Genomic DNA, 14,913 nt, shown 5'->3' with positions numbered 1-14,913 from the left:
GTCAGCGGGGCACGACGACCCCGATCGGGCCGCCGGCGAGGCAGACGTCGAGCCCGGCCGACGTGGAGCGGGCCTGCAGCCCGGTGCCCGCGCCCGGGACCCGCGCGTACACCGTGCCCAGTCCCGCGGTGACCGGCACCCGCACCCGCGGCGCGGCGGGGAAGCCCACCTCGATCTCGCCGTCCGCGGACGCACGGTAGTTCAGCTGCACCGTCCATTCCCCGCCCACCAGCGCGGTGTCGGCGGGGAGCACGGTCGTCGTCGACGCGGTGAGCAGATGCCCGCAGTCGGGCACCGGCCCGGGCAGCACGTGCCGCACCGGGACGAGCCCCGCCGGCACCAGCCGTCCGTCGTCGTCGAGCACCTGTAGTTCGGTGGTGACGGCGCCGATCTCGGCGCGTCCCGGCAGCGGCGAGAACACGCGGCTGAGCAGATTGTGGGGGTGGGTGACCGGCAGGAGCACCCACACCGAGACGGGGTGATCGAGGATCGGCACGTCCGGCCGCGCGGTGAGCGCGGACTTCGCGGCGGCCAGGTACGCGCCGGTGGGGTTGTCGGCCCAGGTGCGGGCGAACGTCGCCGTCGACCACAGGCTGCTCGCCGCGAAGGTGACCGCGCACCCGGCCGCGACGATCCGCCGGGCCGGTTGTGCGGGTGGCGCGTCGCCGCGCGACGGAGCGCGCAGGATCAGTGCCGCGGCGATCGCGACGACGACGGCCGTGTCGGTGTGGTAGCGCAGGGTCTGCGCCAGTTCGTACGTCGTGTCCGGGCCGAAGCGGGTGCTGATCATCGCGGCCGTCGAGGCCGCCACATAGGCGGCCGTCGCGACCCACACCCAGCCCGTGCGCCGGTGCCGCCGCAGTGACCACACCAGGACGGCGAGCACCGCCGCCCAGGCCGCCACGACCAGCCCGGCCGGCGGATCCGCCCACGGCGGGCCCGGATTCCAGCGGTCCCATCGCCACGGCCCGCCCAGCAGGGTCGGCAGCACCCCGAACGAGACGCCGTGGTGCGTCAGCCCGCGCACCATGTCGGCCGTGGGCGCCCCGAACCGGGGCTCCACCAGAGACAGGTAGGCGGCCGCCCACCCGGCGAGGGCGAGCGCCGAGCCGAGCCACAGCGGCGCCCCGCGCACCGCCGCGGTGCGCACCGGCCGGCGGCGGCCGTCCAGCCGGTACATCAGGGCGACGGTCGCGAAGGCCACCGCCGGCACCAGCACCGACTTCTCGAAGAACAGCAGCGCGACGACGGTGACCGCCGTCCCGCTCAGCGCGTAGCGGATCCGGCCGGTGCGCACCAGCCGGATCGCGTCGCCGGCCACCCACGCCAGGGCCGCCTGCAGCGGCAGCGAATTCAGCCCCGCCGCCCACCACGCGAACGACGGCAGCGTCAGGGGAGTGAACAGGTAGAACAGCAGTGGGCCGAGCAGCGCCGGCCGCGGCCCCAGCAGCAACCACAGCACGCGCAGCACGGCCAGCGACGCCAGCGCCTGGCCGGCCACGAGCGTCAGCGCTGCGGGCCACCACTGCAGCGGCGCGAGGGCCGTGACGACGCCGGCCACCAGGAACCCGCCCGGCATGAGATGGCCGTCGTGGTCGTAGCCGAGGAGTTCGAACGACAACAGCGGGTGCATGCCCGAGCGTCCGACCAGAATCAGGTCGTCCCAATAGAACTCCCCGCGGAAGGCGAGCAGCGAGCGCACCGTCAGCTGCAGGGCGACCAGGACGAGTGCCGCCGCGAGCACCGCCGGGCCGGGTGTGCGCCCGTCGGGGGAGACCGGCGCGAGGCGCTCCCGGGCCGCGGTGATCAGAGCCATTTGTTGCGGCGGAACGTGACGAACAGGCCGACGGTGATCGCGACGATGGCCCCGATGACCACGAAGTATCCGTGCTCCCAGTGCAGTTCGGGCATGTTGTCGAAGTTCATCCCGTAGATCCCGGCGATCATCGTGGGTACGGCCGCGATCGCCACCCATGCCGAGATCCGGCGCATGTCGGTGTTCTGCTGCACCGTCACCTTCGCGATCGCGGCATCGACGAGAGTGCTCAGCGTCTCGTCGTAGTCCGCGATGCGCTCGGCCACCTTGGTGTGATGGTCGGCGACGTCCCGGAAGTAGCGCCGCACCTCCTTGGGCACCGGATTGCCCGCGCCGCGGGTCAGCTGGCGCAGCGGCGCCGCGAGGGGGAGCACCGCCCGCCGCAACTCCACGATCTCCCGCTTGAGCAGATAGATCTGCTCCACCGCGATGCGGGTGTCGGGCGTGAACACCAGTTCCTCGAGGTCGTCCATGTCCGGCTGCACGGCGTCGACCACGGCGAGGTACGAGTCCACGACATGGTCGGCGACCGCGTGCAGCACCGACGACGGACCCAGTGCCAGCCGCTCCGGGGCTGCCTCGAGCCGATGCCGCACGTCCGCCAGCGCCGAGTGGTCGCCGTGGCGGACGCTCACCACGAAGTCCCGGCCGCAGAAGAGCATGATCTCGCCGGTCTCGACGATCTCCTTGGTCGTGGTCACCGACTCGTGCTCGACGTAGTTCACGGTCCGCAGCACCAGGAACGTCACGTCGTCGTAGCGCTCGAGCTTGGGCCGCTGATGCGCGTGCACCGCGTCCTCGACAGTCAGCTCGTGCAGGCCGAACGTGCGGCCCACGCTCGTCATCTGCTGTTCGTCGGGCTCGTGCAGGCCGAGCCACACGAAGCCGGCGCCGCGCCGCCGCACCTCCGCGAGCGCCGCGCCGTGGGCGTAACGGCCCGGCAGCCGCATGCCGTCGACGTAGACGGCGCAGTCCACGACGGCCCGCTCGGCGGGGATCCGCAGGGCGGGCGCCGCGGCGCCGGTCCGTCGCGACGAGTGCGAGGGCAGGTTCGGCATCGGTTCCCTTCCGCGCGGCACGCTCCGGCCCGCACCGGGCCGTCCGGGCGGTCACAGCGTCATGCTAACCCGCCCCGGGCCGTCCGCCGGGGCTGCGCGACGGCACCTGACACACTGGTGGGGTGCGTATCGACCTGCATGCCCACTCGCTCGCCTCCGACGGGACCGACACCCCGGCGGGGCTCGTCCGCGCCGCCGCCGAGGCCGGGCTCGACGTCGTCGCCCTGACCGACCACGACACCACCGCCGGCTGGGACGCTGCGGCCGACGCCCTGCCCGGGGGACTGCGGCTGATCCGCGGCATGGAGATGTCGTGCACCGGACGCGGCGAGGACGGCCGGCCCGTGGCGGTGCACCTGCTCGCGTACCTGTTCGACCCGCGGGACGAGGCGTTCGCAGTCGAGCGGGAGCGGCTGCGGGCGGAGCGGGTGGCCCGCATCCGGGCGATGGCCGAGCGGATGGCCGACGACGGGCTGCCCGTCGACCCCGAACGGATCGTCACCGCCGCCGGCCCGGTGGCCGGCCGACCCCACCTGGCGCGTGCGCTGGTGGAGGCAGGTGTCGTCCCGAGCATCGACGCCGCCTTCGCAGACCTGCTCTCGTCGCGGGGCCGCTACTACGTCACCAAGGCGGACACGCCGCTGTCGGACGCCGTGCGCATGGTCGCCGAGGCCGGCGGCGTCACCGTCATGGCGCATGCCCGTGCCCGTTCGCGCGGGCGGCTGCTTGCGCTCGACCACATCGAGGAGCTCGCCGAACTGGGCCTCGGGGGCCTCGAGGCCGACCATCCGGACCACGATCCGGCCGACGCGCGGCTCATGCGGGACATGGCGGCGAAGCTCGACCTGTTCGTGACGGGGTCGTCCGACTACCACGGCGGCAACAAGGCTGTCCCCCTCGGCCGGTACACGACGGACCCCGGGGCGCTCGAGGCCCTGACGGCCCGTGCCACCGGGATCGAGGTGCTTGCGGGATGACCACCTGGGGCCGCCCTGCGCGACGTCACGACCGCGCCGACGAGTACGACGACTACTACGCGGACGACTCCGGCCGCGACCCCTACGGCGCTCCCATGGCGGCGCCGTCCCGCCCGGGTCGCGGGACGCCGCGGCGGGACGGGCTCGTCGTGCGGGGACTGCGGGCGCTGTCGGGCGTGGTGTGCGGCGCGGTGATCGTCCTGACGGTGGTGGTCTGGGCGGCGCAGTACCTGGGCGACAAGCGGGATTTCCCGGGACCGGGCTCGGCGTCGCTGTCCGCGCACGTCGTCGCGGTGGTCGTCGTGTCGGCCGCGCAGGTGTTCGCGGATCGCCGGCGCGGGCTCGCCGCCGCCGTGGGCGCCGGTGTGGTCTATCTCACGGGGGCGGTCCTGATGTTCACCCAGTGGTGGGGCTGACGTTTCGCGCCCCGTCCGTTACCGGTAGGTAACCGGCCGGCATCTCGGGCTTTTGCCTCGGAACGGCTCCGATCGCGGGGTCGACATTCCGGCTCGGCTGTCCAAACTCACAGGTGAGCGGGGAAAAACGTGAGACATTCGCAAGAAATACCGATTTGATTGTTGGGTTGTGAAGGTGGCAAACTTTTCCTCAATCCGGCGTCGGTGCCACCGCCCCGAAGCCGGACGAAGATGGCAGACCCTGTAGAGGGCTCGTCGCCAGGGCTCACCCGCCTCGGCGCCATCACGCTCCGGAAGTCGTACAGCGTTGTACAGCGGTAACCGTGATCGCGCCCGGAAGCTTCACCGAAATGTCCTTGGCGAAGCGTTGCGCCGGATGTCCGTCGCGCAGCTACTTCGCAGTAACCGGCACCCGAGTGGTTCCGGCTCGAGCAGGAGTGTCATCGTGTCAATCGTGTCTGATGCACCTACCCCCCGGAAGGTCGAATTGACCGACGAGGAAATCTTCAGCAGCCATATCGACGGCAAGCTGTCCGTCGAGCTCACCGCACCCCTGGAGACGCAGCGCGATCTGTCGATCGCCTACACGCCCGGCGTCGCGCAGGTTTCCCGCGCGATCGCGGCCGACGAGACCCTCGCCGACCGCTACACCTGGACCAACCGCCTCGTGGTGGTCGTCTCCGACGGTTCGGCGGTGCTCGGCCTCGGTGACATCGGCCCGCGCGCGTCGCTGCCGGTGATGGAGGGCAAGTCCGCCCTGTTCAAGAAGTTCGCGGGCCTGAACTCGATCCCGCTGGTCCTCGACACCAAGGATCCCGACGAGATCGTCGAGACGCTGATCCGGCTGCGCCCGAGCTTCGGTGCGGTCAACCTCGAGGACATCTCCGCCCCGCGCTGCTTCGAGATCGAACGGCGCGTCATCGAGGCGCTGGACTGCCCGGTCATGCACGACGACCAGCACGGCACCGCCATCGTGGCGCTCGCCGCGCTCAAGGGCGCCGCCAAGGTGCAGGGCCGCGAGCTGACCGGCCTGCGCATCGTCATCTCCGGCGCCGGTGCCGCCGGCGTCGCCGTCGCGAACATCCTGCTCGCCGCCGGCGCGGCCGATGTGACCGTGCTGGACTCGAAGGGCATCGTCTCGCGCGAGCGCACCGACCTGAACGAGGTCAAGGTCGACCTGGCCGCGCGGACCAACCCGGCCGGCCGGCACGGCGGGCTGATCGAGGCCCTCGACGGCGCGGACGTGTTCATCGGCGTCTCGGCCGGCACGGTGCCCGAGGAGATCGTCGCGGAGATGGCCGAGGGCGCGATCGTGTTCGCGCTGTCGAACCCGGACCCGGAGATCCGCCCCGAGGTCGCCGCCAAGCACGCCGCGATCGTCGCGACCGGCCGCAGCGACTTCCCGAACCAGATCAACAACGTGCTGGCCTTCCCCGGTGTGTTCAAGGGCGCGCTCGACGCGGGTGCCCGGCGCATCACCGAGGGCATGAAGCTCGCCGCCGCCGAGGCCATCCTCTCGGTCGTCGGTGACGAGTTGGCCGTGGACAAGATCGTCCCGAGCCCTCTCGATCCGCGGGTGGCGCCCGCCGTCGCCGAGGCCGTCGCGGCCGCGGCACGGGCCGAGGGCGTCACCGACTGACGCGATCGACCGCACGCCCCGGCCGGAGCCCGCACCCAGGTTCCGGACCGGGGCGTGCGGCTTTCCGGGGATGCGCGAGGATGGGCATCGTGTGGAGCGCGAGGAGCCGGGGACTGCGGGGCGAGGGATTCATTCGGGCGGTGGCCGGGCCGGTGGTCGCCGTCGCGGTGCTGACCGGGTGCGGGCCGTCGGTCCTCGACGAGCCGACGGGCGTCGCCACCGTGGTCGTCGGCGCCGGAGACGACGCCGCGAGCGAACTGCTCGCCCGGATCTACGCGGGCGCCCTGGCCGGTAGCGGGACCCGGACCGAACTGCGCACCGGGCTCGGCGGTCGCGACGACTACCTCGCGGCACTGGACGCGGCCGAGGTGACCCTCGTGCCGGACTACACCGGACGGCTGTTGCGGTACTTCGCCCCGGCCGCGACGGACACGGACGCCGAGGACGTGTACGAGGCGCTCGCCCGATCCCTGCCCGAAGACATGGCGGTCACGGACTACGCTGCCGCACAGGATCGTTCGGTGTTGTTCGTCTCCGACGCCACCGCCGCCCGGCTCGGTACCACCGAGTTGGGCGGAATCGTCGGCCGGTGCGGCGAACTGACCGTGACGGTCACGGGCGGATTCGAGGAGAACGACGGCCTGCGGGACATGGCCGAAAGGGGCTGCGTCCCGGGCCGTGTCGAAACCGGCGACGGCGGCGCGGCGCGGCGCGCGGCCGCGGACGGCGGGGGCGTGGCCGCGCTGACGACCGCCTCGGCCGCCGCGCGCGACGCGACGGGCGTCGCGCTGAAGGATGCGCCGGACCGCTCGCCCGGATCCGATCCGGAGGCCGGAACCGGCACGGAGCCACCGGTGTTCACCGCACAGAACGTCGTCCCGGTGTTCCGCAAGCACGTCCTCGAGGAACGTCAGCTCGAGGCCCTGAGCCTCGTCGCGGGGGAGCTGACCACCGCCGACCTGGCCGAGATGCTCGACCGGATCGGCGGCGGCGAGGACTCAGCCGTCGTCGCGCAGGCGTGGCTCACCGAGCACGTGTGAGCGCAGGAAGGCGCCGAGCTGCGCCACCGCGTCGGCGGCCTCGCCCACCAGAGCGGCCTGCAGATGGGCCACGTGCCACAGTTCGCGCTGCTCGGTGACCGTCACCTCCACCCCCGCCGCACGCAGCTTCCGGGCGAACTCGGTGACCTGCGGGTACAGCATCTCGCTGGTGCCGACGTGGATCAGCGTCGGCGGCAGGCCGGTCAGGTCTCCGCGCAGCGGCGCGTAGCCGGGGTCGGAGGCGTCGCGGTCGCCGAGATACGCCCGCGCCGACGCCGAGATCCAGGCGGCGTTGAGGACCGTGTCCCGGTCGAAGGGGAAGTCCCGCGAGGCGGGATCGACCCAAGGCGCGATCAGCCCCAGGGCGGCGGGCCGCACCCCGTGCCGGTCGATCAGCCGGCGCGCCGTCGCGACCGTCAGGCCGCCCCCGGCCGAGTCGCCGGCGATCGGGGCGGTTTGCGGGGTCACGCCGTGCTCGGTCACCAGCTCGAGGTACGCACCGACCGCGTCGTCCAGTGCGGCGGGGTAGGGGTGCTCCGGGGCCAGCCGGTAGTCGAGCACGTACACCGCCGAACCCGAGGCCGCGGCCAGGTGCGCGGCCAGGGACCGGTGCGTGGCGGGCGAGGCCACCGTGTACCCGCCCCCGTGCAGGTACAGCACCGCGGTGGGGCGTTCGGTGGCGCCGACGGTGACGCGTTCGGCCGGCCGGCCCGCGAGCGTGACCTGCTGCACCACCGTGCCCTCGGGCAGGGTCTGGATCGGCGCGACGAGCTCGAGCAGCCGGCGCTGGACGGGGTACGGCAGCCGCGCGTTGAGGGCGAGCCGGTAGGCCGGCCGCACCGCGGCCCGCACGACGGGCAGGGGGAGCTGGGGCATGACCGCGACCCTAGCCCTTCGGCACGAAGCGGCCACTGACGAATGCGACGACACGCTGATAGGACGGGCCCACCACGCGCACCCAGGCGTCGAGGAACTTCGCGTCGGCGCCGATGAGTACCCGGGCCCTGCCCCTGCGCACGCCCTCGACGATGGTGCGGGCCGCGTCCTCCGGGCTGGTGCGGGCCAGCTTGCGGTCGAAGAACTGGGCGAAGGACTCCTGGTCGTCGCCGGCCGGGACGGCGGCGTTGCGAGCGATCGCCGTCTTGATGCCGCCGGGGTGCACGCAGGTGACCTTGACGGGGTGCCGGGCGATCAGCATCTCCTGGCGCAGCGCCTCGGTGAAGCCGCGGACGGCGAACTTCGCGGAGTTGTAGGCGCTCTGACCGGGGATGGCCAGCAGCCCGAACAGGCTCGAGACGTTGACGATGTGGCCGTCCCCGGACGCGACGACGTGGGGCAGGAACGCCTTGGTGCCGTTGACCACGCCCCAGAAGTCGACGTCCATGATCCGCTCGATGTCCTTGAACTCCGAGCGTTCGAACTCGCCGTGGTAGGCGATGCCGGCGTTGTTGTAGATCTGGTTGACCTGGCCGAAGTGGACGGCGACGGCGGCGGCGTAGTCGAGCACCGCCTCGCGCTGCGTGACATCGAGGTGATCGGCCTTGACCTCGGCGCCGAGGTCGCGAGCCCGGCGCACAGTTTCGTCCAGCCCGACGGTGTCGACGTCGGACAGGGCCAGCCGGGCGCCGCGCCGGGCGAGCTCGAGTGCCAGGGCACGGCCGATGCCCGATCCGGCGCCGGTGATCACGGCGACCTTTCCTGCGAACTCGCTCACTGCGCTGCCACCTTCCGGGCGTCGGTCTCATCGGAGTCACGGACGGTCGCCGGCGTCGGCGCCGGGACCGGGGGGAGGTCCGCCGCGGCGACGCTGCGGTAGGCGTCCAGGTCGAAATGCTTGGTGATGCGGCGGAATTCGAACGTGAAGCTCGGCCACAGGGTGGTGTTGTTGCCGTGCTTGTCGAGGTACCAGCTGGCGCAGCCGCCGTTGCTCCACACGCTGCGCTTCAGGGCGTCCTGCAGGTTGCGGTTGTAGTCGCCCTGCACCTCCGGGCGCACCTCGACGGTGCCGATCCGGTGGCGGTCGATCGTCTCGATCGCGTCCACCAGGTAGTTCAGCTGGGATTCGATCATGTACACCATCGAGGTGTGGCCGAGGCCGGTGTTCGGTCCCACGAGGAAGAACATGTTGGGGAAACCGGCGACGGCGGCACCCTTGTAGCCCTGCATGCCGGTGGCGTCGAAGACGTCCGCCAGGCTGCGGCCGTCCTTGCCGAAGATGCCGGCGAAGGTGGGCGAGTCGGTGACGTGGAAGCCGGTGGCGACGACGATGGCGTCGACCCGGCGGGTGGTGCCGTCGCGGGTGACGATGCCGTCCGCGGTGACCTCGGCGATGCCGTCGGTGATCAGGTCGACGTTCGGCCGGGCCACCGCGGGGTAGTAGTTGTTCGAGATGAGCATCCGCTTGCAGCCGATCCGGAAGTTCGGGGTGACCTTGCGGCGCAGCTCGGGGTCGGTGATCTGGCGGCGGATGTGCGTGCGGGCGGCGAACTCGAGCGGCTTCATGAAGACCGGTGCCTTGGCCAGGCCGACGACCTGCGTCTCGCGGGTGAGGTACTGCAGGGCGCGGGACAGGCGCTGGAACCCGGGTACGCGGCGGAACGCGAGCCGCTCGACGGGGGTGTACTCGCGGTCGGCGCGAGGCAGCACCCAGGGCGCGGTGCGCTGGTAGACGTCGAGGTGGGCGACCTTGCCGGCGATGGCGGGCACGATCTGGATTGCGGAGGCTCCGGTGCCGATCACGGCGACGCGCTTGCCGGTCAGGTCCGCGTCGTGGTTCCACCGGGCGGAATGGAAGATCTCGCCCCGGAACCCTTCGATGCCCGCGATGTCGGGCAGCGACGGCTCGCACAGCGCCCCGACGGCGGAGACGACGATCCGGGCGTCGAACGCACCCTTGGTGGTCTGCACGTCCCAGCGGTGGGTGGCGGTGTTCCAGCGGACGGTCTGCACGTCGCACCCGAACACGGTGCGCCGGCGTACGTCGTACCTGTCGGCGACCGAGGCGATGTAGGCCTGGATCTCGGGCTGGGGGGAGAAGGACCGCGTCCAGCCGGGGTTGAGGGCGAACGAGTAGGAGTACAGGTTGGACGGGACGTCGCACGCGGCGCCGGGGTACGTGTTGTCGCGCCAGGTGCCGCCGACCTCCGATCCGCGCTCGAGGACCACGAAGTCCTTGCCGGCCCGGGTCAGTCGGACGGCGGCGCCGAGTCCGGCGAACCCGCTGCCGATGATCAGCGTGTCGACCTGACGCGGGTGCGCATCGGTGGCGATGGTGTCTGTAACCGGAAGACTCATGTAAATAAGCGTAGGGCCATATTGAGTGCCGGTCAATAGCCTGTTGACTGCGATTCAACAAGAGTGTTTGCATGGCACCTGTGAAGGGCAACGGCGTCAAGCGCACCAGGCTGAGTCCCGCCGAGCGGCGGGCCCAGCTCGTCGACCTCGGCGTGCAGCTGCTCGCCGAACGGCCGCTCGAGCAGATCTCCGTCGAGGACATCGCCGACCAGGCGGGGGTGTCGCGCGGGCTGCTGTTCCACTACTTCGCGTCCAAGCACGACTTCCACGTCGAACTCGTCCGGCACACCAGCCGGGACATGCTCGAGCGCACCGCACCCGACGACAGCCTCGAACCGATGGACATGCTGCGCGGCACGATCGTCGCGTACGTCGACTACGTCACCGACCACCGCGACACCTACCTGTCGATGCTGCGCGGCACCGCGAGCGGGGACCCGGACATGCGGCAGGTCTTCGAGGACACACGCACCGCCATGGTCGACCGCACCGTCGCGTACCTGCCCCGCATCGGCATCGACGCCGGGCCCGCCGTCGCCCTGGCCGTGCGCGGCTGGATCGCGTTCGTCGAGGACACGACGATCGCCTGGCTACGGGACCCGCAGCTCACCCGCGAGGAGTTCGTCGACCTCGCCGTCGCCGCCCTGCCCGCGCTCGCCCTCGCCGCGGGCGCACCGAATGTCACAGCGGTTCGATCTGATTGAACGCGTGTGACATTCGGTCACGTCCCGGGGGGCCGGAAACGGCGCGAGCCGGGCCGGCCGCCCCGAAGGGCAGGCACGACCCGGCTCGCGTGAGAACCGCGGGGCTACCGCCGGTGACTACCGGCCGAACGCCTTCTCCATGATCTCCTGCTGCTCGACCGCGTGAACCTTGCTCGAGCCGGAGGACGGAGCCGACATCGCGCGCCGCGACGCCCGCTTGATGCCCGACAGCTTCTCGGGCAGCATCTCCGGCAGCGCCAGACCCAGGAACGGCCACGCTCCCTGGTTGGCCGGCTCTTCCTGCACCCAGAAGAACTCGTGCGCGTTCGGGTACCGGTCGAGCGCCTCGGCGATGCGGCGACGCGGCACCGGGTACAGCTGCTCGATCCGCAGGATCGCGATGTCGTCCCGCTTCTCCTTGTCCTTCTTCGCCTTCAGCTCCCAATAGAGCTTGCCGGAGGTCAGCAGGACGCGGGTGACCTTGTCGCGGTCGCCGCCCTCGTGCTCGTACAGCGGCTCCTCGAAGACCGAGCGGAACTTGCCGGTGGTGAAGTCCTCGAGGTCGCTGACCGCGGCCTTGTTGCGCAGCATCGACTTCGGCGTGAACACCACCAGCGGGCGGCGGATGCCGTCGAGGTGGTGGCGGCGCAACAGGTGGAAGTAGCTCGCCGGTGTCGACGGCATGGCCACCGTCATCGAACCCTCGGCGCACAGCTGCAGGAACCGCTCGATGCGGCCCGAGGTGTGGTCCGGGCCCTGGCCCTCGTGGCCGTGCGGCAGCAGCAGCACCACGTCGGAGAGCTGACCCCACTTGGCCTCGCCGGAGGAGATGAACTCGTCGATGATGGACTGCGCGCCGTTGACGAAGTCACCGAACTGCGCCTCCCACAGCACCAGCGCCTCCGGGTTGCCCACGGAGTAGCCGTACTCGAAGCCCAGGCCCGCGAACTCGGTCAGCGCCGAGTCGTAGACCATGAACTTGCCGCCCTTGCCGCCCTCGGCCGCCACCTGCTGCAGCGGGGTGTACTCGGCACCGGACTTGCGGTCGATGAGCACCGAGTGGCGCTGGGTGAAGGTGCCGCGGCGCGAGTCCTGACCGGCCAGGCGCACCAGGGCACCCTGCTCGACCAGCGAACCGAACGCCAGCAGCTCGGCGTACGCCCAGTCGATGTGGCCCTCACGGGACATCTCCCGGCGCTTCTCGATGACCGGCTTGACGCGCGGATGCACGGAGAAGCCCTCGGGGACGTTCACGAACGCGTCGCCGATCCGCTCGAGCACCGACTTGTCGACCGCGGTGGTCAGCTTCGCCGGGGGCGTCTGGTCGAGCTCGACCGACTCCGACGGTTCCGGCTTGTACTTCTCGAGTTCGCGGACCTCGTTGAAGACCCGTTCGAGCTGGCCCTGGTAGTCGCGCAGTGCGTCCTCGGCCTCTTTGAGCGAGATGTCGCCACGACCGATGAGGGACTCGGTGTAGCTCTTGCGGACGCTGCGCTTGGTGTCGATCACGTCGTACATCGCCGGCTGCGTCATCGACGGGTCGTCGCCCTCGTTGTGGCCGCGACGGCGGTAGCAGATCATGTCGATGACGACGTCCTTGTTGAACTTCTCCCGGAAGTCCACGGCCAGCCGGGCCACCCACACGCACGCCTCCGGGTCGTCCCCGTTGACGTGGAAGATCGGCGCGCCGATCATCTTCGCGACGTCGGTGCAGTACTCCGACGACCGCGAGTGCTCGGGGGCCGTGGTGAAGCCGACCTGGTTGTTGACGACGATGTGCACGGTGCCGCCGGTGCGGTAGCCGCGCAGCAGCGCGAGGTTGAGGGTCTCGGCCACGACGCCCTGGCCGGCGAACGCGGCGTCGCCGTGCAGCAGCAGCGGCATGACGGTGAAGCCGCCCTCGCCCTTGTCGAGGATGTCCTGCTTGGCGCGCACGAGGCCTTCGAGGACCGGGTTGACGGCCTCGAGGTGCGACGGGTTCGCCGTGAGCGACACCTTGATGTCGTTGTCACCGAACATCTGGATGTAGTTGCCCTCGGCGCCGAGGTGGTACTTGACGTCGCCGGAGCCGTGGGCCGCGGCCGGGTTCAGGTTGCCCTCGAACTCGGTGAAGATCTTCGAGTACGGCTTGCCGACGATGTTGGCGAGCACGTTCAGGCGGCCGCGGTGCGGCATCGCGATGGCGACCTCGTCGAGCTCGTGCTCGGCGGCCTGGTCGATGATCGCGTCCATCATCGGGATGACCGATTCGGCGCCCTCGAGGGAGAACCGCTTCTGGCCGACGTACTTGGTCTGCAGGAAGGTCTCGAACGCCTCGGCGGCGTTGAGGCGGCTGAGGATGTACTTCTGCTGCGCCACGGTCGGCTTGACGTGGTGCGCCTCGACGCGCTCCTGCAGCCACTGGTGCTGCTCGGGGTCGAGGATGTGGGTGTACTCCACGCCGACGTGGCGGCAGTAGGCGTCCCGCAGCACCGACAGCACGTCGCGCAGCTTCATGCGCTGCTGACCGTGGAAGCCGCCGACGTTGAACTCGCGGTCGAGGTCCCACAGGGTCAGGTCGTGCGTGGTGACGTCGAGGTCCGGGTGCGATCGGAACTTGTCCTTGACGAACTGCAGCGGGTCCGTGTCGGCCATCAGGTGGCCGCGGCTGCGGTAGGCGGCGATCAGCTCGAGGACGCGGGTGCTCTTGTCGACCGCGCCTTCCGGCACGTCCTTGCGCCAGCGGACCGGCTCGTAGGGGATGTGCAGCGTGTGGAAGATCTCGTCGTAGAAATCGTCGCTGATCAGCAGGTTGTGGACGGTCCGCAGGAAGTCGCCGGACTCCGCGCCCTGGATGATGCGGTGATCGTACGTCGAGGTCAGCGTCATCAGCTTGCCGACGCCGAGCTCGGCGATGCGCTCGTCCGAGGCGCCCTGGAACTCGGCGGGGTACTCCATCGCACCGGCACCGATGATGGTGCCCTGACCCGGCATGAGCCGCGGTACCGAGTGCACGGTGCCGATGCCGCCCGGGTTGGTCAGCGAGATGGTGACGCCGGAGAAGTCCTCGGCGGTGAGCTTGCCGTCGCGCGCACGACGGACGATGTCCTCGTACGCGGAGTAGAACTGCGCGAAGTTCATCGACTCGCAGTTCTTGATCGCGGCGACGACGAGCGAACGGTTGCCGTCCTTGCCGGCCAGGTCGATGGCCAGGCCGAGGTTGGTGTGCGCGGGGGTGACCGCGTTCGGCTTGCCGTCGATCTCGGCGAAGTGGCGGTTCATGTTCGGGAACGCCTTCACCGCCTGCACGAGGGCGTAGCCGAGCAGGTGGGTGAACGACACCTTGCCGCCGCGGGTACGGGCGAGGTGGTTGTTGATGACGATCCGGTTGTCGACCATCAGCTTCGCAGGGATGGCGCGCACACTGGTGGCGGTCGGGATCGAGAGCGAGGCATTCATGTTCTTCGCGACGGCAGCGGCAGCGCCACGGAGAACCTTGGACTCTTCCTGGGTGGCCGGCGCGGCGGGCTTCGCGGGGGCCGGCTTGGCGGGGGCCGGCTTGGCGGGGGCCGGCTTGGCCGGTGCCGGAGCGGGAGCCGCCTTGGGTGCCGGAGCGGGCTTCGCCGGGGCAGTAGCGGCCTTCGGCGGAGCCTGGGCCGGGGCGGCCTTCGAGGCGGGGGCGGATTCGGTGGAGGTCGGGGCGGAACTCTGCGCCGGACGCTGGGTCTGCGTGGCACCGTTCGCGCCACCCGCGACCGCTGCCTCCGGGGAGTAGTCCGTCAGGAATTCGTGCCAGCTGGCGTCCACGGACGACGGATCGTCCTGGAACCGCTGGTACATCTCGTCAACCAACCACTGGTTCTGTCCGAACTGGGAAGTAGAGCTGCTGCTCACGGCAGTTGTTCGCCTCGTTTCTTTCTTCGGTACCCGATCGGAGTGCCTATGTATATGAGGCTAGCCCGCGGCTGTGACGAACAAAAAAGCTCTGCC

Annotated in this window: 11 protein-coding genes; 5 read left to right on the top strand and 6 right to left on the bottom strand. The window is 70.8% G+C overall.

The genetic code is table 11. The annotated features are described in order from the left end of the window. Window position 1: 1 nt before the first annotated feature. A complete protein-coding gene (locus ACWPOB_RS06290) occupies window positions 2-1,816 on the bottom strand; it encodes a hypothetical protein (RefSeq protein WP_455400262.1) in 1,815 nt (604 codons plus the stop codon). After that, window positions 1,807-2,874 (bottom strand): magnesium/cobalt transporter CorA, encoded by a 1,068-nt coding sequence (gene corA, locus ACWPOB_RS06285; protein WP_455400261.1) that lies wholly within the window; start codon window positions 2,872-2,874, stop codon window positions 1,807-1,809. The genes ACWPOB_RS06290 and corA overlap by 10 nt, the downstream gene beginning before the upstream one ends. Window positions 2,875-2,996: 122 nt before the next feature. Between corA and ACWPOB_RS06280 the strand changes: the two genes are divergently transcribed. The 4 genes from ACWPOB_RS06280 (at window position 2,997) to ACWPOB_RS06265 (ending at window position 6,946) form a co-directional block, all read left to right on the top strand. Beyond that, a complete protein-coding gene (locus tag ACWPOB_RS06280; RefSeq protein ID WP_100058546.1) occupies window positions 2,997-3,851 on the top strand; it encodes a PHP domain-containing protein in 855 nt (284 codons plus the stop codon). Next, the gene (locus tag ACWPOB_RS06275; protein ID WP_455400260.1) at window positions 3,848-4,267 is read left to right on the top strand and encodes a hypothetical protein; all 420 of its coding nucleotides are present in this window, start codon (window positions 3,848-3,850) and stop codon (window positions 4,265-4,267) included. The genes ACWPOB_RS06280 and ACWPOB_RS06275 overlap by 4 nt, the downstream gene beginning before the upstream one ends. Window positions 4,268-4,712: 445 nt before the next feature. Then, a complete protein-coding gene (locus tag ACWPOB_RS06270; protein WP_455400259.1) occupies window positions 4,713-5,906 on the top strand; it encodes an NAD(P)-dependent malic enzyme in 1,194 nt (397 codons plus the stop codon). 80 nt (window positions 5,907-5,986) lie between these two features. After that, window positions 5,987-6,946 (top strand): glycine betaine ABC transporter substrate-binding protein, encoded by a 960-nt coding sequence (locus tag ACWPOB_RS06265; RefSeq protein WP_455400258.1) that lies wholly within the window; start codon window positions 5,987-5,989, stop codon window positions 6,944-6,946. On the opposite strand, the gene ACWPOB_RS06260 is transcribed toward ACWPOB_RS06265, so the two are convergent. From ACWPOB_RS06260 to ACWPOB_RS06250, 3 genes are read right to left on the bottom strand one after another with little or no spacing between them, the layout of a single operon-like run. Beyond that, window positions 6,905-7,822 (bottom strand): alpha/beta hydrolase, encoded by a 918-nt coding sequence (locus ACWPOB_RS06260; RefSeq protein ID WP_455400257.1) that lies wholly within the window; start codon window positions 7,820-7,822, stop codon window positions 6,905-6,907. The two genes, ACWPOB_RS06265 and ACWPOB_RS06260, sit on opposite strands and share 42 nt — an antisense overlap. 10 nt (window positions 7,823-7,832) lie before the next feature. Next, complete coding sequence (locus ACWPOB_RS06255; RefSeq protein WP_100058587.1) at window positions 7,833-8,660, bottom strand: SDR family NAD(P)-dependent oxidoreductase; 828 nt, start codon at window positions 8,658-8,660, stop codon at window positions 7,833-7,835. Continuing rightward, window positions 8,657-10,240 (bottom strand): flavin-containing monooxygenase, encoded by a 1,584-nt coding sequence (locus ACWPOB_RS06250; protein WP_455400256.1) that lies wholly within the window; start codon window positions 10,238-10,240, stop codon window positions 8,657-8,659. The genes ACWPOB_RS06255 and ACWPOB_RS06250 overlap by 4 nt, the downstream gene beginning before the upstream one ends. Window positions 10,241-10,311: 71 nt before the next feature. Between ACWPOB_RS06250 and ACWPOB_RS06245 the strand changes: the two genes are divergently transcribed. Beyond that, entirely contained in the window at window positions 10,312-10,944 is a 633-nt protein-coding gene (locus ACWPOB_RS06245) for a TetR/AcrR family transcriptional regulator (protein WP_455400255.1), read from the top strand. A 117-nt stretch (window positions 10,945-11,061) separates the two neighbouring features. On the opposite strand, the gene ACWPOB_RS06240 is transcribed toward ACWPOB_RS06245, so the two are convergent. Further along, window positions 11,062-14,817: a multifunctional oxoglutarate decarboxylase/oxoglutarate dehydrogenase thiamine pyrophosphate-binding subunit/dihydrolipoyllysine-residue succinyltransferase subunit gene (locus tag ACWPOB_RS06240; protein ID WP_455400254.1), complete on the bottom strand. Its 3,756-nt coding sequence runs from the start codon at window positions 14,815-14,817 to the stop codon at window positions 11,062-11,064. Window positions 14,818-14,913: the final 96 nt, after the last annotated feature.

The sequence above is a fragment of the Rhodococcus sp. 2H158 genome, assembly GCF_053764755.1.
The sequence above is the reverse complement of the archived record's forward strand: the minus strand, read 5'-3'. Positions and strand labels throughout refer to the sequence as shown.